The organism is Nocardia bhagyanarayanae, from assembly GCF_006716565.1.
Lineage (GTDB): Bacteria > Actinomycetota > Actinomycetes > Mycobacteriales > Mycobacteriaceae > Nocardia > Nocardia bhagyanarayanae.
In genome coordinates this window covers 833,831-851,708 of record NZ_VFPG01000002.1, presented here as the reverse complement: position 1 = coordinate 851,708, position 17,878 = coordinate 833,831, and the positions used below count along the sequence as shown (strand labels likewise).

Sequence of the window (17,878 nt, the reverse complement as noted above, 5' to 3'; positions counted from 1 at the left end):
CCATCGTGACCGCGAGCTGTTGCCAGCACATGTCAGCGTTCCACCCATGAGCAACTGCGGCTCTTCATACGAGAGCTCAAACAGCCTCTGCCAGAACAACCTCCCACCTGTGTGGGCATGCCTGGAGAATGCTCCTTAGAAAGGAGGTGATCCAGCCGCACCTTCCGGTACGGCTACCTTGTTACGACTTCGTCCCAATCGCCGATCCCACCTTCGACGGCTCCCTCCCACAAGGGGTTAGGCCACCGGCTTCGGGTGTTACCGACTTTCATGACGTGACGGGCGGTGTGTACAAGGCCCGGGAACGTATTCACCGCAGCGTTGCTGATCTGCGATTACTAGCGACTCCAACTTCACGGGGTCGAGTTGCAGACCCCGATCCGAACTGAGACCGGCTTTAAGGGATTCGCTCCACCTCACGGTATCGCAGCCCTCTGTACCGGCCATTGTAGCATGTGTGAAGCCCTGGACATAAGGGGCATGATGACTTGACGTCGTCCCCACCTTCCTCCGAGTTGACCCCGGCAGTCTCCTGCGAGTCCCCACCATTACGTGCTGGCAACACAGGACAAGGGTTGCGCTCGTTGCGGGACTTAACCCAACATCTCACGACACGAGCTGACGACAGCCATGCACCACCTGTACACCGACCACAAGGGGGCCTACATCTCTGCAGGTTTCCGGTGTATGTCAAACCCAGGTAAGGTTCTTCGCGTTGCATCGAATTAATCCACATGCTCCGCCGCTTGTGCGGGCCCCCGTCAATTCCTTTGAGTTTTAGCCTTGCGGCCGTACTCCCCAGGCGGGGCGCTTAATGCGTTAGCTACGGCACGGATCCCGTGGAAGGAAACCCACACCTAGCGCCCACCGTTTACGGCGTGGACTACCAGGGTATCTAATCCTGTTCGCTACCCACGCTTTCGCTTCTCAGCGTCAGTTACTGCCCAGAGACCCGCCTTCGCCACCGGTGTTCCTCCTGATATCTGCGCATTTCACCGCTACACCAGGAATTCCAGTCTCCCCTGCAGTACTCAAGTCTGCCCGTATCGCCTGCAAGCTCACAGTTGAGCTGTGAGTTTTCACAGACGACGCGACAAACCGCCTACAAGCTCTTTACGCCCAGTAATTCCGGACAACGCTCGCACCCTACGTATTACCGCGGCTGCTGGCACGTAGTTGGCCGGTGCTTCTTCTACAGGTACCGTCACTTGCGCTTCGTCCCTGTCGAAAGAGGTTTACAACCCGAAGGCCGTCATCCCTCACGCGGCGTCGCTGCATCAGGCTTTCGCCCATTGTGCAATATTCCCCACTGCTGCCTCCCGTAGGAGTCTGGGCCGTGTCTCAGTCCCAGTGTGGCCGGTCGCCCTCTCAGGCCGGCTACCCGTCGTCGCCTTGGTAGGCCATTACCCCACCAACAAGCTGATAGGCCGCGGGCCCATCTCGCACCGATAAATCTTTCCACCAAAAACCATGCAGTCCCTGGTCATATCCGGTATTAGACCCAGTTTCCCAGGCTTATCCCGAAGTGCGAGGCAGATCACCCACGTGTTACTCACCCGTTCGCCGCTCGTGTACCCCGAAGGGCCTTACCGCTCGACTTGCATGTGTTAAGCACGCCGCCAGCGTTCGTCCTGAGCCAGGATCAAACTCTCCGTTGAAGACTCTCGAAACACCCGAAGGTGAATCAGAAATATCTAACTAGAGTCCGAAAACCTAGCAAAACAATCGCCAGCCGGAAATTAGCTGACTTCAATGTCCAGCCCTCCACACGGGGAGTGGAAGAGCCGGAACCAAATTTCAAAATTTGGCACTGACATTCATCGACACACTATTGAGTTCTCAAAGAACACACGCACACACCATCTCCCGGGGATTCCCCCGATCAATCGGTGAGGCAACTTTTACAGCTTAGCGCGGCCAGTAACCCGAAACCAAATCGGGGTCCCAATCGAGCTAGTGTGATCGTCAGGCGCTCCTCGTCCTACCTCGTTTCCCGGTCCACGCTCAGCCTTTCGGCTTGGCGTCTCGGCTCCGGGTCGGTGTCCGTGTCGCTCTGACTTGGATAAAGTTACGTAGCGATGAGCACGATGTCAAATCCGCTGGTAGAAGCGGTAAACCGACACTTAACGCGGAATGGACGCGGCAAGACGCACGCCTAGCGGTGCGCGGACCACCCCGGGACGAACCATCCCGGCGCCGCCGCGACGAACCGATCCTGATCCCAACCGCCCGCACCCGCCGGGACGACGCCGACCACATCGACACCCGTCACGCGCGGGAGATCGGTCCTATTGCATTCGGCGGCGAGATCCGGCTCGGCGGGCCAGGCCCCGATCACCAAGCCGGCGCAGCGGACCCCCGCCGACTCCAGCGCGCGGACGGTCAGCTCGCTGTGATTGAGGGTGCCGAGTCCCGCGGCGGCCACGACGACCACGGGCGCGTCGAGTTCGCGCGCGAGATCCACGAGGGTGAATTCGCCGACCCGCACCAACAGCCCACCCGCGCCTTCCACCAAGGTGAGGTCCGCGCCGTCCAGCGCGCGCACCGCGGCGGCGGTCTCCTTCAGTGTCAGCAGCGGTTGGCCGCAGCGGAGGGCCGCGGTGTCCGGCGCGAGCGGCTCCGGATAGCGGGCGAGTTCAAGCGTCTTGACCGGACCGGCCAGCCGCTCGACTTCGGCGAGATCGCCGGGTTCGCCGGGCGCGATACCGGTCTGCGCGGGTTTGCACACCGCGACCGACAAGCCCGCCGCGCGCGCGGAAGCGGCCAGCGCGGCGGTGACGACGGTCTTGCCCACGTCGGTGGAGGTCCCGGTGATGAGCAGCAGAGTCATGCGGGCACCACGTCCAGTCCGCGCGCCTCGGCCAGCACCGAGCCGAGCACGTCGGCGATGGTGCCGAGCTCCGCGTCGGTGAGGTTCGCGCGGGCGGTGAGCCGCAGTCGCGAGGTGCCCTCGGGTACCGACGGCGGGCGGAAGCAGCCGACATCCAGTCCCCGAGCGCGACATTCCTGCGCCGCGTCGTAGGCGACCTGCGCCTCGCCGAGCACCACCGAGACGACCGCAGAGTCCGGTGTGGGCACACCCGCGATTCGCGCGATGTCGGCGGCGCGGTCCAGCACACGGGTCGCCATCTCGGGCTCGCGGCGCAGCAATCCCAGCGCGGCGCGGGCGGCGCCGACGGCGGCGGGCGCGAGACCGGTGTCGAAGATGAAGGTGCGCGCCGCGTCGATGAGGTGCGCGCGGACCCGTTCGCTGGCGAGCACCGCGCCGCCCTGGGCGGCGAAGGCCTTGGACAGCGTCGCCGTCACGACGACATCCGGCTCGCCCGCCAAGCCGAGTTCGTGGACGAGCCCGCGGCCTCCACTACCGCGCACCCCGAGCCCGTGCGCCTCGTCGACGACGAGGACCGCGCCGTTCGCGCGGGTCACGCGGTGCAGCTCGGCCAGCGGGGCCAGGTCGCCATCGGCGCTGAAGACGGAATCGGTGAGCACGAGCGCGCGCTCCTCGGTGCGCGCGGCGAGCAACCGGTGCACGGCGTCGACATGGCAGTGCGGTGCGATCTCCACCCTCGCTCGGGAGAGGCGGCAGGCGTCGACCAGCGACGCGTGACTGCCCGCATCGGAGACGATCAAGGCGCCGCGCCCGGCGAGCGCGGTGACCGCGCCGAGGTTCGCGGCGTAGCCGGAGGCGAACACGAGACCGGCCTCGGCGCCGACGAACTCGGCCAGTTCGGCTTCCAGGCGCTCGTGGTCGGCGGTGGTCCCGGTGACAAGTCGCGAGCCGGTGGAACCGGCGCCCCAGCGCCGCACGGCCTCGATCGCACCCTCGATCACCTCGGGGTGCTTGGTGAGACCGAGATAGTCATTGGAGGCCAAGTCGATCGACGGCGAATGCGGATCACGCGGCCGGAGTTCCCGGCGCAATCCGGCGGTCACGCGCTCTGCGGCCCGTTCGTCCAACCAGCTCAACGGATCGGTAGTCACAGCTCCGCAGCATACTTGAACACCGTTCAGGACGGGAGAGCGGCCGGAATGTGGGCCGCGGCCGCCGCGCACATTCCCGAGGTGATCGTGGCGACTTCCTCGGTGCCGCTGATGAACGGCGGCATGGTGTAGATCAGGTTCCGGAACGGCCGCAGCCAGACGCCGGCGTCGACCGCGGCCGCGGTGGCGGCGCGCATGTCGACCGGCCGCTCGAGTTCGACGACGCCGATCGCGCCGAGCACCCGGACGTCGGCGACGCCGGGGAGCTCCCGCGCCGGGGCCAAGCCCGCGACGAGCTCGGATTCGATCCGCGCCACCTCGCCGCGCCAGTCACGCGAGAGCAGCAGCTCGATCGACGCGACGGCGACCGCGCAAGCCAGCGGGTTGCCCATGAAAGTGGGTCCGTGCATCAGCCCGCCGTGCGCCGCGCTGATGGTCTCGGCGATGCGCGCGGTGCACAGCGTCGCGGCGAGGGTCAGATAGCCGCCGGTCAGCGCCTTGCCGACGCACATGACGTCGGGGGCGACGCCCGCGTGGTCGGCCGCGAACAGCTCGCCGGTGCGGCCGAAACCGGTGGCGATCTCGTCGAAGACCAGCAGCACGTCGTTGGCGTCGCAGAGGCGGCGCAGGTCGGCGAGGTAGCGCGGGTCGTGCCAGCGCATTCCGCCCGCACCCTGCACGACCGGTTCCACGATGACGGCCGCGAGTTCGTCGGCGTGGGCGGTGATCGCGCGTTCCAGTTCGGCCACGTAGTCGGCGCGGTGGTCGCGCGGCGGCGCCGCGACGAAGACCTGTTCGACGAGCACGTCGGTCCACAGCGAGTGCATGCCGCCCTCGGGGTCGCACACGCTCATCGGCGTGAAGGTGTCGCCGTGGTAGCCGCCGCGCCAGGTGAGCAGCCGCCGCTTCTGAGGTTTCCCGACACTGCGCCAGTACTGCAGGCACATCTTGGCGGCGACCTCGACCGAGACCGAGCCGGAGTCACAGAGGAAGACCTTCTCCAGGCCGGCGGGCGTGTGCTCGACGAGCAGCTGGGACAGGCGCGCGGCCGGTTCGTGGGTGAGCCCGCCGAACATGACGTGGCTCATCCGCCGCGACTGCGCGAGCAACGCGGCGTCGAGCACCGGGTGCCGGTAGCCGTGCACGGCCGCCCACCACGAGCTCATGCCGTCGACCAGTTCGCGGCCGTCGGCCAGGGTGAGCCGCGCGCCGGACGCCTCCGCCACCACGAGCGGCGGTGTTGAAGCCGGGAATCCGCCGTAGGGGTGCCAGACGTGTTCGGCGTCGACGGCGATGATCTCGTCGGGGGTCAGTGCCACAGGAATCCCTCCCGGTCGACGGGCTTGAACGGTGTTCAAGTTATCAGTCGAGCTCTATCGATCCGACCCGGCTCCGAGAATTCGGCCCGGCCGCCCTCGATTCCGGATATTGTTTGACGCAGTCAAAGATTGGAGCCGTCGTGACCGCCGTCCTCCCCACCGACATCGCCGCCGTGCGCGAGTTCAACCGCCACTACACGCGGGTCATCGGCGTGCTCGCCGAGGGACTCGTAGAGACGGAGTACTCCCTGACCGAGGCGCGAATCCTGTTCGAACTGGCTACCACCGGTTCCACCGAAGCGGTCCGGCTGCGCCGCGCGCTGGACCTGGACCCCGGCTACCTCAGCCGCATCCTGACCCGATTCAAGAACCGCGGCCTGATCGAGAGCGGACGTTCCAGCAGCGACGGCCGCCGCCAGGAGGTGCGGCTCACCGACAAGGGACGGGCCGCTTTCGCGGTGCTGAACCAACGCTCCGGGGCCGACGTCGGCAAGCTGCTCGCGGCGCATCCGCCCGGCGACCGGGCCCGGCTCGTCGACGCGATGCGCACCATCCAGCGCCTGCTCGACCGCCCGGCCGAACCCGCCGCGCGGCAGTTCACGCTGCGCGCGCCGCTGCCGGGCGACTATGGGTGGGTGATCCAGCGCAATGCCGCCGTATACGCCGCGGAGTACGGCTGGGACGTCCGATACGAGGCGCTGGTCGCCGAGATCGTCGCGAATTTCCTTGCCGGGCACGACGATCGACGCGAGCGCGCGTGGATCGCCGAGTGCGGCGGGGTGCCGGTGGGCTGCGTCTTCTGCGTCACCGACAGCGAGACCACCGCCCGCCTCCGCCTGTTGCTCGTGGAACCGAGCGCCCGCGGGCTCGGCGTCGGCGCCGCGCTGGTGGCGGAATGCCTGCGCTTCGCGACGGAGGTCGGCTACCGCGAGATGGTGTTGTGGACCAACGACGTTCTCACCGCAGCGCGCCGCATCTACGAACGCGCGGGATTCGAGCTCGTCGAATCGGCGCCGCACCACAGTTTCGGCAAGGACTTGGTCGGCCAGACCTGGCGGCGGCGACTCGGTCCGGCGGAAGCCTGAGCCCTGCGGAGTCGGTATTCGGGTCCGCGCCACGCCGGAGCAGGCACCGGCCCGGGTCGACCAGATGGGCCGTGGATGTGACATCGACGCCACCGGCTCCGAGGCTAGCTCGCCCGACTCGGCCGACACCGTCGACCGCGGCTCGACGTTCCACCGCCGATCTCCGCCGGTACCACGGACCCGATCGCTCGGCCGACGACGTCTTACGCCTCCCTCGCATCGCTGTCGATCAATCCCGGCACCCTGGCCAACGACGTCCGCAGCGCACGCAGTGCGTCGTCTCCGAGTTCGTCCGCGAGCATCCGCTCGATCCCCGCGATTCGATCGGCGGCGAGAGCGAGCGCGCGGCGGCCCGCCGCCGTGGTGACGACGATTCGGGCGCGACGGTCGGCGGGATCGACCGTCCGCTCGACATAACCGCGGCGCTCGAGGTGCGCCACCAGCTCCCCCATCGACTGCTTATGCCGCCCGCCGCTGCGGCACTGGGAGGTGTTCCGGCTCTGGCGCGCTCTCGACGCGGCGGGCAAGACCACCGCGGGACGGGTGCCCCGCGACCCGCTGGCGCTTGCGCTGCTCTGGGACTACCAGGACGGCTACCTCGCGGGCATCCCGGCCTGGACGCAACGCGCACTGCTCGGCGGGCTGGCGGGGGTCGCCCGGCGGCTCGGGTACGAACGCGCTGGTTGCCTGCGGAACAAGGCAGGCGCGCGGCGGGTCGCTTCCCCGCGAGGAGCACGGCCGTGCGCCGACCCGGCACATGCCTCACGCTACTGTCGTTGCCATGGCTCAGCCCGACGCAGCGCCCGGTGAGATGACACCACTAGGTGTCTGGCCAGGCACCGCCTACCCCCTCGGGGCGACCTACGACGGCGCGGGCACCAACTTCTCGGTCTTCTCCGAGGTCGCCGAATCCGTCGAGCTGTGCCTGATCGCCAAGGACGGCGGCGAGACGAGAATCGCGCTCGACGAGGTGGATGGCTACGTCTGGCACGCCTACTTGCCGACGATCGGTCCCGGCCAGCGCTACGGCTTCCGCGTACACGGCCCCTACGACCCGGATCGCGGCCTGCGCTGCGATCCGAGCAAACTGCTGCTCGACCCGTACGGCAAGGCCTTCGACGGCGAGTTCGACAACGATCCCTCCCTCTATACCCCCGGTCTTGATTCGCTGGGCCACACCATGACCGGCGTCGTCATCAACCCGTTCTTCGACTGGGGGTCCGACCGCGCGCCGAACCGGCCCTACCACGAGACGGTCATCTACGAGGCGCACGTCAAGGGCATGACGATGACGCACCCCGAGGTGCCGGAGGAACTGCGCGGCACCTACGCGGGCATCGCGCACCCGGCGATCGTCGAACATTTGAAGAGCCTCGGCATCACCGCGATCGAACTGATGCCGGTGCACCAATTCCTGCACGATCGAGTGCTGCTCGACCAGGGCTTGCGAAACTACTGGGGCTACAACAGTTTCGGCTATCTGGCACCGCACAACGAGTACGCGGCGAGTCCGCGCGGCGGCGCGGCGGTGACCGAGTTCAAGGCGATGGTGCGCGCGCTGCACGCCGAGGGCATCGAGGTGATCCTCGATGTGGTCTACAACCACACCGCCGAGGGCAACCACCTCGGGCCGACGCTGGGCTTCCGCGGTATCGACAACGCCGCCTATTACCGTCTGCTGGACGGTGATCCGGGGCGCTACATGGATTACACCGGCACCGGCAACAGTCTCAACGTCCGGCATCCGCACACCTTGCAGCTGATCATGGACTCGCTGCGGTACTGGATCCTGGACATGCACGTCGACGGTTTCCGCTTCGATCTGGCCGCCACCCTGGCCCGCGAGCTGCACGACGTGGACCGGCTGTCCACGTTCTTCGATCTGGTGCAACAGGATCCGGTGGTCAGCCAGGTGAAGCTGATCGCCGAGCCGTGGGACGTCGGCGAGGGCGGTTACCAGGTGGGCAACTTCCCCGGACTGTGGACGGAGTGGAACGGCAAGTACCGCGACACCGTCCGCGACTACTGGCGCGGGGAACCGGCCACCTTGGGCGAGTTCGCCTCTCGGCTCGCGGGCTCCTCGGATCTGTACGAGGCCACCGGCCGCAGACCCAGCGCGAGCATCAACTTCGTCACCGCGCACGACGGTTTCACGCTGCGGGACCTGGTGTCCTACAACGAGAAACACAACGAGGCCAACGGCGAGGGCAACCGCGACGGGGAGAGCTACAACCGATCCTGGAACTGCGGCGTCGAGGGCCCGACCGACGATCCGGAGATCAATGCCCTGCGCGCCAAACAGACCCGCAACATGCTGGCCACGCTGGTGCTGAGCCAGGGCACCCCGATGCTGGCCCACGGCGACGAGATGGGCCGCAGCCAGCTGGGCAACAACAATGTGTACTGCCAGGATTCGCCGCTGGCCTGGATGGACTGGTCGCTGGCCGAGACCAACGCCGATCTGCTCGCGTTCACCCGCTCGGTCATCGCGCTGCGCACCGAGCACCCGGTCTTCCGCCGCCGCAGATTCCTAGCCGGACAACCGATTCGCGCTAAAGACCGGGCCGGCGACATCGCCTGGCTCACGCCCGCCGGCGCGGAGATGACCGCCGCGGACTGGGACAGCGGATTCGCCAAGGCGCTCATGGTCTATCTGAACGGCCAGGGCATTCCCGAGCCGGGACCGCGCGGTGAACGCATCACCGACGATTCGTTCCTGCTGTGCTTCAACGCCCACGATTCGGCCATCGATTTCGCCCTGCCCGGCACCGATTACGGAGGACCGTGGACGGTGGCGCTGGACTGCTCGTCGGCCGACGGCCGAGCCGAGGCCACCTATCCGGCCGCCGCCACGATCTCCGTCCCCGACCGTTGTCTGCTCGTCCTCCGCTGCCCCGCATGACCGACACGCACATGACCGCATCCCACGCACCGATCGAGACACATCACACCGACCCCATCGCCCGCGGGCGCGCACTCGCGCGGCAGACCACCGTGCGCAGCACCTACCGGCTGCAACTGCGCCCCGACGCGCTCACCTTCGCCGACGCCAGGGCGATCGCGGAATACCTTCAGCAGCTCGGCATCTCGCACCTGTATCTGTCGCCGATCCTGACCGCGACGCACGGGTCGACGCACGGCTACGACGTCACCGACCCGAGCACCGTCTCGGCGGCGCTCGGCGGCCCGCTCGGGCTCAAGGCGCTCTCCGACGAGGTGCGCACCAGGGGCATGGGGCTCATCGTCGACCTGGTGCCCAACCACGTCGGCGTCGCCGATCCGCGACAGAACCCGTGGTGGTGGGACGTGCTGCGCAACGGCAAGGACTCGCCGTTCGCCCGGTTCTTCGACATCGACTGGAGCCCGAGCAACGGCGCGGGCGGTCGGCTGGCGCTGCCGGTGCTGCAGAGCGAGAACGATCCCGCGGCGCTGACCGTGGACCGCTCCGGACCGGAACCGATGCTGGCCCTGCACGATCTGCGTTTCCCAATCGCGCCGGGCACCGACGGCGACAACGCGCTGCGCATCCACGACAAGCAGCACTACCGCTTGGTGAGCTGGAAAGCCGGACTCTGCACCTATCGGCGGTTCTTCGCGGTGAGCAGTCTGGCGGCGGTGCGGCAGGAGGACCCGGAGGTCTTCGACCTCACCCACCGCGAACTCGCGGCCTGGTGCGAGCACGACCTGATCGACGGCGTGCGGGTCGATCACCCGGACGGATTGACCTATCCCGCGGCGTATTTGACCCGCCTGCGCCAGCTGATCGGCCCGCAGCGACTGCTGCTGGTGGAGAAGATCCTGGCCAACCGCGAGCCGCTGGACGCGACGCTGCCCATCGACGGCACCACCGGCTACGACGCGCTGGCCGGGCTCGGCGGCGTGCTCATCGATCCCGACGGCGAGCAGACGCTGACCGAGCTGTCGCGCCGCTTCGCCGGACACGGCAGCGACCGCGCCTGGATCGGCGAGACCGAGCACCGGATCAAGCGCGCCGTCGCCGAAAGCATTCTGGCGCCGGAGATTCGGCGGCTGATCGGCGCGATCAAACGGGACGCGCGCGCGGACAGCTTCGACACCATGGCGCTGACCAACGCCACCATCGAGGTGCTCGCCTTCATGCCGGTCTACCGCGCCGACTACGCGCCGCTGGCCGGAATGACCGGCGCGGTGATCGCCGAGGTGGAGAAGCGCAACAGCGAGCTCACCGCGCCGCTCAACGTGCTGGTGTCGGCGCTCGCCGCCGACGGGGAGGCGGCCGCCCGCTTCCACCAGGTGTGCGGCGCGATCACCGCCAAGGCCGTCGAGGACACCATGTTCTACCAGGCGGCTCGGCTGGTCTCGCTGCAAGAGGTCGGCGGCAATCCGGCCCGATTCGGCCACTCGCTCAACGAATTCCATCTCGCCAATGTCGAACGCGCGCAGCGCTGGCCCGCCACGATGACCACGCTGTCCACCCACGACACCAAGCGTGGCGAGGACGTGCGCGCCCGGATCGGGGTGCTCTCCCAGGTCGCGCGGACCTGGGCTCGGTCGGTCGAGACCTGGATGGACAAGACGCCCGCGCCGGACGGTGCGACCGCACTGTTCTTGTTGCAGAACATGTTCGGCGTCTGGCCCGCCGACGGCCGCCCCGCCTCCTCGGTGCCGGGCCTGCGCGAACGGCTGCATCTGTTCGCCGAGAAGGCGATGCGCGAGGCAGGCACCCGGACCTCGTGGGAGGAGCCGGACGGCGAGTTCGAGGCGGCCGTGCACGCGTGGATGGACGCGGTGATCGACGGACCGGTCGGCGCCGAGCTCAGCGATCTGGTGCACGATCTGGCGCCGCACGCCTGGTCGGACGCGTTGTCGCAGAAACTGCTTCAGCTGTGCGGTCCCGGTATCCCGGATCTGTACCAGGGCTGCGAGCTGTGGGAGGACTCGCTGGTCGACCCGGACAACCGCCGTCCCGTCGACTTCCCCGCGCGTACCGGCATGCTGCAATCGCTCACCGGGACACCGGCTTTGGACACCTCCGGCGCGGCGAAGATGTGGATCGTCGCCTACGCGCTGTGGCTGCGCAGGGAACGCCCCGACTGCTTCGTCGGCGGCGCCTATCTGCCGCTGTTCGCCACCGGGGAGCAAGCCTCCCGGCTGGTGTCCTACGCGCGCGCCAGGGTCGGCGACGCGCCCGAGGTGATCGTCGCGGCCACCAGGCACAGCGTCGGCCTCACCGACACCGGGTGGGGCGATACCGCGCTCGACCTGCCGCAGGGCAACTGGACCGACCGCCTCACCGGGCATACCTTCCAGGGCAGGGCGCGCCTAGAGAAGCTGTTCGCTCGGCTCCCCGTCGCCCTGCTGGTGCGTTGAGGCATCGAGCGGGCTGATCTTCTCGATCAGCTCGGCCGGGAACTCGCCGCCCAGATCCTGCTGCCAGCGCCGCAGGTTGTACGGCCGGTATTCGGCCTTGTCGTGCACGGTCGAGGCGACCAGCACGCCGTTGTCCGTCTCCACCCGCAGGCGGCGCAGGGAGTTCCAATAGAACCGTGCCCGCAGCGGGCTTCGGAGGGTGCGGACCACGTTGAGCAGGGTGTAGCCGGGCCCGCACGACTTGTGCCGCTCCATATGGTTCTCCTGCCCCGCGCACTTGGCCGACAGCTCCTCGAGCAGTTCGGTGTCGAACGCGAGACCCTCGGCCTCCGCCTCGGCGACCATCCAGCGCAGGGTGATATCGGACAGCCCGCACTGGGCGTAGCCGCCGCCGATGTCGCTGTGCACGCCCTCGAACCAGACCTGCTTGACGCGGTCGGCCTTGCGGTCCTTGATCCGGCGGTACTTGATGCCGAGTTCGACCGGCACCTCCCAGAGGCAGGGCTCGAAGTTGCGCCGCCGTTCGTCGATGGCGAGGGCTTGCCGCGCGCACAGCACCCGCGGCGAGAGCTTGACGTCGTGGAAGCGGTGCCGCCACGAGGTCAGGCCGGGGACGCCGAGCGCGCCGACGGTGTCGAACACGCCGATGAAGTCGATGACCCGCCTGCGATGGCTGTGCTCGCGACGGAAGTCACGCACCTGCTGGTCGGTGGGCGGTTTGCGCCACCGCATCAGCTTGTTGCGGCCGCGGCGCCGGTACATTCTGAACGCCTTCGGGTACTGTCCGGCGATCATCGAATCGGGTTTCATGATGCCGATGCAGTCGATCAGGCCGACCAGGCTGCGCGCGGTGTACGCGCCGCGGCTGAAGCCGAAGATGTACAGCTCGTCGCCGGGCTCCCAGTTGACGGCCACCTGCCAGTAGGCGGCGGACAGGTTCGCCTCCAGGCCCAGGCCGAAGGCGCCGCCGAACAGCCGGTCGGCGGTGAAACCCCTTGCGCCGGGCCCGGATACGTAGATCACGTGCTGGCGGACGGGCTGCCCGTCGGGGCCAGGGGCCTCCATGCGGACGGTCTGCGCGATTTTGACGATGTTGGATACCGTGCTGCTGTTCTCGGCTTTCCACGTGCCGTCGCAACACACCACCAGGCGTTTCATGGCGAAATTCTCCCCTCGAATTCGCGTCGGAAACCCGCGTACTGGACTACTCGAATCATCGCCCCCGCGCCCGGCCCCGTTAATGAAAACGCTGTCTTTCAATGCGTTTCGACGAAGAAGTCCCGGTCGGGCCCGGGATATTCGGGTGGGCGCTACGCAGAGCCGGGCCGGGTCGTCGAACATGGCGCCGCCGTCGCCGCCCGCTTCGGACGGCGAGAGCCGCGTTCCCGAAGACCGACGGCATGGCGCCGACAGTAGTAGCTGGTCGCCGTATCCGAAGACGCGACGCGATCACGGCTTGTGGGCGAGCACCGCGAACATCGTCACCGACAGGTGGAAGTCGCCGCGCTCGATGCCCGCGTCCAGGTCGGCGAGGAACCGCTCGAACTCCTCGGCGGTGACCGTGCCGTATCTCGACGCTTGCTCGTTCATCTGCTGGTACAGCGGTCGCGCGGTCACCGGGTCCCAGATCACCGCCTCGGATCCCTGATCGTCGATGACGAAACCCTGGCCCGCCAGCAGTCCGCGCAGCCTACGGCCGGACGCGGGGTTGGGGACGTCCGCCAGCATCGCGGTACCGAGCGCCTCGACGACGGCCGGATCGCCAGGATGCGTGATGGCGGTGTACCAGTCGCTGTCGATCAGCAGAACCCGGCCGCCGGGGCGCAGCACCCTGGCGATTTCGGCGGTGGCCGCGGCGGGATCGTCGAGATGCTGGTAGACGCGCTCGCAGCGGACCGCGTCGAAGGACGCGTCCGGGAACGGCAGGTGATAGACCGAGCCGTGCACGAACCGCGCGCACAGCCCGGCGGCCGCCGCCCGCCGCCGCGCGACGGCCAGCATCGCGGGGTTCGGGTCCAAGCCGATCGCCGCGCCCGCGTCACCCACCCGCTCGGCGAAGACCAGCGCCTCCGATCCGGTGCCCGCCCCGATATCGAGGGCCCGCTCCCCCGCGCGCACCGCGAGCGCCTCGTGCGCCCACTGCCGCATCCGGCGGATGCCGGGCAGGTCTGCCTGCAAGTCGAGAAGCTCGACCAGCTCATCGATCCGGTCGGCATCGATCCGATCGGAGTGAAAAGACGGAGCTTCCACCGGTCCCTCTGTCATCCGTCCGACGCTACCCGCCTCGACGCACCTGCCCGGCCGGATCCGGAACCTTCGCCGAGCCGCGCGGCGATCGCGCCATGCGCGAGGCGCCCGAGGGTGGATACGACGACGGCCCCGGCGGGGCGCCGGGGCCGTGCTGTGGTCGATGCGGTTGTCGGAGAAGGGTTTTGCGGTCACCGGGTCTTGCGCAGGCCCAGGTACTGGAGGGCGGCGAAACCACCGACCGTCGCGGCCTGCATGACCGCCCAGACCGAGCCGACGACGTTCAGATCGAGCGCGCCCGCGACGAGCGCGGCCAGGCTGACCAGGACCCAGGCGGCGTTCAGGCCGATCACCGCGCGGGCGGCGACGGGATTGATCGACTTCGTCGACCCGATCGCGGCGACGCCGAGACCGTAGAGGGTGAGGAAGACGCCGATCGCGATGCCGAGGCCGCGGTCGAGGCCGAGCAGCGACTCGAGCGGGCCGGAGAGGGCCAGGTAGGCGATCCCGTTCGCGCCGGTGATCACCGCGTCCAAGCGCAGCGAGGTCCGCAGCAGCTTGTCGCCGGGGGCGAACAGGGTGGACAGGTAACCGGGGGCGGTGGTGGTGGTCATGGCGAATCTCTTTTCTGAACAGTAGTTTCGGGAAGATCAGGCGGCGGCGGGCACTTTGTCGAGGAAGCCGTACACGTCGGCGATGCGGCCCTGGTCGAGCACCGCGACGTCGAAGCCGACCACCAGCGCCGGGCCGTCGGCGGGGCCGAGCTCCCAGGTGAAGCGCACCTGGTCGTGGTGTCCGTCGACCGGGCCGGCCAAGCGGAACACCATGCCGGGGAACTGCGCCTGCACCGCGGCGATCCCCGCGTCCAGCGCCTCGCGTCCGGTGACGGCCATGAGCGGGTCGACGTAGCGCGGCTCGTCGGTGAAGACCCGGGCGATGGCGGCCGAGCGGGCGGCGGCGTCGGTGGTGTTCCAGATCTCCAGGTACTGCGCGACCAGGTCGTTCATCGTTGTCTCCCTTGTATTTCCCTGCGCCGTGTTGCGCTGTGAGAACAAGGTATGGCGGGGCGAGGGGCCGCCGAATCAGTCACGCATAAGTACTTTCCGCGACCGATGACGTAGGGCGATTCGCCGCCGCCATGGGTGGCCGTCGGACTTCGTACGTCCGCGATCTACCTGCCGCCCGTCGGTGACGGATACGGTGAACGGATGCTGCACGGACGCGAGGCCGAACAGGCGCGCATCGATCGACTGCTAGCCGACGCGCGGGCCGGCCGCAGCGGCGTCCTCGTGCTGCGCGGCGAAGCGGGCATCGGCAAGACAGCGCTGCTCGATTACGCTGCGGCACAGGGCATTCCGTCGGTGCGCAGCGCGGGTGTCGAGTCGGAGGCCGAGCTGCCCTTCGCCGGCCTGCACCTGCTGGTCCGGCCCGGCATGGCCCTGGTGGACACGCTGCCAGAACGCCAGCGCGCGGCACTGCTCGGCGCGTTCGGGCTCGGCGAGCGGGAACCCGGCGACCGGCTGCTCATCGGCCTCGCGGTGCTCTCGCTGCTGGCCGAGGAGGCCGCCGAAGGACCGCTGCTGTGCCTGATCGACGACGCGCACTGGTTGGACCGCGCGACCGCGGAAACCCTGCTCTTCGCCGCGCGCCGCCTGGACGCGGAAGGCGTCGCGATGATCTTCGCGACCCGCGCGGGCGCGAACGACTTCCCGGCCCCCGGCCTGCCGGAGCTGCCCGTGCCTGCGCTGCGCCAGGAGGCGGCCGCCGCGCTGCTGGACGCGGACGCACCGGATCTCGCCCCCGCACTGCGCTACCGGCTGCTCACCGAGGCGGGCGGCAACCCGCTGGCGCTGCGGGAGCTTCCCGCGGTGCTGGCCGCCGAGTCCGCGGACTCCGGGCCGAATCCGCTGCCGCTCACCCAGCGGCTTCAGGTCGCCTTCTACGGCCGGGTCAGCAGGCTGCCCGCGGCCACGCGGACGATGCTGCTCGTCGCCGCGGCGGCGGGTGCGGCCGAGATCGATCCGATGCTGCGCGCGGCGGCGACCCTGGGTGCCGGTCCCACCGATCTCCAGCCCGCCGAGGACGACGGCCTGGTGCGCACCGATGGCCGGACGCTCACCTTCCGCCATCCTTTGCTGCGTTCGGCGATCTACCAGGGCGCGCCGCTCGCCCAGCGGCTCGCCGCGCACGGCGCCCTCGCCGCGACACTCACCGCCCCGGAGGACGCCGACCTGCGCGCCTGGCATCTGGCCTCGGCGGCCACCGGTCCGGACGAGGCGATCGCCGCCGCCCTGGCCGCCACCGCCGACCGGGCGCGCGCCCGCAACGGATATCACGGCGCGGTGGCCGCCTACGAGCGCGCGGCCGCGCTCAGCACCGAACCCGCGGCGCGGGTGAGCAGGTTGGTGCTCGCCGCCGAAACCGCCGGTGAGACGGGCATGTACGAGCTGGCGGACCGGCTGGCCGAGCGCGCGACTGCGCAGACCACCGACCCGCTGCTCGCGGCGCGCCTCGACCTGGTCCGCGGTCTCGCGGAATTCGGTGCGGGCAAACGACTTCCGGCGCACCGGCGCCTTATCGCGGCGGCCGACGCGGCGCGACGGGAACCGCTGCTCGCGGCGCGCATCCTGATGGTCGCGGTGCACACCGCGTGGTATCTGGGCGCCGACGAACTCGACGAGGTCACCCGGCGCTTGGCCGCACTGCCGCTGCCCGAGGACGATTCACTGGCGCACACCACCGCGTACGTGCTCGACGGCGTGCACGGGCGGTTCCGCGTCGACCTGCGCGCGGCGGCCGACGCGGCCCGCGCCACGGGCGCGGACGTGCGCGATCTGGTGCAGTTGTCCGGCGTCGGTCTCGTGGTCGGACAGGACGAGCGGGTGGCGGAACTGACGGACGAACTGGTCGCGGCATGTCGCGACGAGGGCAGGATCGGCCCGCTACCGACGCTGCTGTTCTTCCGCGCCGAAGCCGAGGCCTTCCTCGGCCGACCGCGCGAGGCGCTGGTCGTCGCGACCGAAGGCGTGCGGATCGCGCAGGACACCGGGCAGGATCACTGGGTCTGCCAGCTCTCGGCAATGCTCGCCTACCTCGCGGCGCTGGGCGGGCGGGAAGCGGACTGCCGTGCCGCGGCCGAGCACGCGCTGGCCGAGCGGTTCGGCGGGGCCGACGCGCCGGGCGCCGGCTGGGCACACGCGGCGCTCGGCCTGCTCGATCTCGGACTCGGCCGGGTGGACAGCGCCATGACCCGGCTCGAATCGCTGACCGAGGAACCGGCCCGGCACATGGTCATCGGGCTGCGCTCGCTACCCGATCTCGTGGAAGCGGCGGTCCGGCTCGGCGACCCCGCCCGGGCAGGCGACGCGCTGGATCGTCTCGAGGACTGGGCCGCGGCCTCGCGCCAGGACTGGGTGGCCGCGCTCGCCGCACGCGCTCGCGCGCTGCTCGGCCCGGACGCGGATGCCGAGGAACATTTCCGTGCCTCGCTCGAGTTCGGTGGCCGTCCGTTCGAGCGCGCCCGCACCCAGCTGCTCTACGGGGAGTGGCTGCGCCGCAACCGCCGCAAAGTGGACGCCAGGAGCCAGCTGCAACCGGCTCTGGAGATCTTCGAGCGCTTGGACGCCGCGCCGTGGGCCGAGCGTGCCCGCGTGGAACTCGGCGCGCTCGGCGTCGGCGCGGCCGCGCGGGCCGGATCGGGGGTGCTCGCCGCGCTCACACCGCAGGAGTTGCAGATCGTGCGGCTCGCCGCGCAGGGGATGACGAATCGGGACATCGCGGCGCAGCTGTTCCTGAGTCCGCGGACTGTCGGCCATCACCTGTACAAGGCCTATCCGAAGCTCGGCGTCGTCTCGCGCGGGGAACTGGCGGCGTTGCCGTTGGATGCGGACTGATCCG

At 69.1% G+C, this 17,878-nt stretch carries 12 protein-coding genes and 1 rRNA gene; 4 read left to right on the top strand and 9 right to left on the bottom strand.

The annotated features are described in order from the left end of the window. Positions 1–139: 139 nt before the first annotated feature. From FB390_RS30585 to FB390_RS30570, 4 genes are all read right to left on the bottom strand, one after another. Positions 140–1,658: ribosomal RNA gene (locus tag FB390_RS30585) — 16S ribosomal RNA — on the bottom strand. Between the two features lie 497 nt (positions 1,659–2,155). Further along, positions 2,156–2,830 (bottom strand): dethiobiotin synthase, encoded by a 675-nt coding sequence (gene bioD / locus FB390_RS30580; RefSeq protein ID WP_141812658.1) that lies wholly within the window; start codon positions 2,828–2,830, stop codon positions 2,156–2,158. Then, on the bottom strand, positions 2,827–3,981 hold the full coding sequence (locus FB390_RS30575) for an 8-amino-7-oxononanoate synthase (RefSeq protein WP_141812657.1): 1,155 nt from the start codon (positions 3,979–3,981) through the stop codon (positions 2,827–2,829). Before FB390_RS30575 ends, bioD begins: the two co-directional genes overlap by 4 nt. A 26-nt stretch (positions 3,982–4,007) precedes the next feature. Beyond that, positions 4,008–5,300 (bottom strand): adenosylmethionine--8-amino-7-oxononanoate transaminase, encoded by a 1,293-nt coding sequence (locus tag FB390_RS30570; protein WP_141812656.1) that lies wholly within the window; start codon positions 5,298–5,300, stop codon positions 4,008–4,010. A 140-nt stretch (positions 5,301–5,440) separates the two neighbouring features. Here FB390_RS30570 and FB390_RS30565 point away from each other — a divergent pair, with 140 nt between their 5' ends. Further along, positions 5,441–6,385, top strand: a complete 945-nt coding sequence (locus FB390_RS30565; protein ID WP_141812655.1) for a bifunctional helix-turn-helix transcriptional regulator/GNAT family N-acetyltransferase — start codon at positions 5,441–5,443, stop codon at positions 6,383–6,385. 203 nt (positions 6,386–6,588) lie between these two features. Here the strand turns inward: FB390_RS30565 and FB390_RS30560 are convergent, their stop codons facing one another. Beyond that, complete coding sequence (locus FB390_RS30560; protein WP_221639438.1) at positions 6,589–6,837, bottom strand: winged helix DNA-binding protein; 249 nt, start codon at positions 6,835–6,837, stop codon at positions 6,589–6,591. 329 nt (positions 6,838–7,166) lie between these two features. Here FB390_RS30560 and glgX point away from each other — a divergent pair, with 329 nt between their 5' ends. Together glgX and treY are read left to right on the top strand one after the other, a co-directional pair. Next, positions 7,167–9,287 carry a glycogen debranching protein GlgX gene (gene glgX, locus FB390_RS30550; protein WP_425465931.1) on the top strand — a complete coding sequence of 707 codons (2,121 nt, stop codon included), beginning with the start codon at positions 7,167–7,169 and terminating at the stop codon, positions 9,285–9,287. Next, on the top strand, positions 9,284–11,734 hold the full coding sequence (gene treY, locus FB390_RS30545) for a malto-oligosyltrehalose synthase (RefSeq protein WP_246124481.1): 2,451 nt from the start codon (positions 9,284–9,286) through the stop codon (positions 11,732–11,734). Before glgX ends, treY begins: the two co-directional genes overlap by 4 nt. On the opposite strand, the gene FB390_RS30540 is transcribed toward treY, so the two are convergent. The 4 genes from FB390_RS30540 to FB390_RS30525 form a co-directional block, all read right to left on the bottom strand. After that, entirely contained in the window at positions 11,687–13,075 is a 1,389-nt protein-coding gene (locus FB390_RS30540; RefSeq protein ID WP_246124480.1) for a DUF2235 domain-containing protein, read from the bottom strand. The genes treY and FB390_RS30540 overlap by 48 nt on opposite strands. Before the next feature lie 108 nt (positions 13,076–13,183). Continuing rightward, positions 13,184–13,999 carry a methyltransferase domain-containing protein gene (locus FB390_RS30535; RefSeq protein WP_141812653.1) on the bottom strand — a complete coding sequence of 272 codons (816 nt, stop codon included), beginning with the start codon at positions 13,997–13,999 and terminating at the stop codon, positions 13,184–13,186. A gap of 173 nt (positions 14,000–14,172) precedes the next feature. Beyond that, positions 14,173–14,595, bottom strand: a complete 423-nt coding sequence (locus FB390_RS30530; RefSeq protein WP_141812652.1) for a hypothetical protein — start codon at positions 14,593–14,595, stop codon at positions 14,173–14,175. A 36-nt stretch (positions 14,596–14,631) separates the two neighbouring features. Then, positions 14,632–14,988, bottom strand: a complete 357-nt coding sequence (locus tag FB390_RS30525) for a nuclear transport factor 2 family protein (protein WP_141812651.1) — start codon at positions 14,986–14,988, stop codon at positions 14,632–14,634. Between the two features lie 201 nt (positions 14,989–15,189). On the opposite strand from FB390_RS30525, the gene FB390_RS30520 reads away from it, so the two are divergent. Next, on the top strand, positions 15,190–17,874 hold the full coding sequence (locus tag FB390_RS30520) for a helix-turn-helix transcriptional regulator (protein ID WP_141812650.1): 2,685 nt from the start codon (positions 15,190–15,192) through the stop codon (positions 17,872–17,874). Positions 17,875–17,878: the final 4 nt, after the last annotated feature.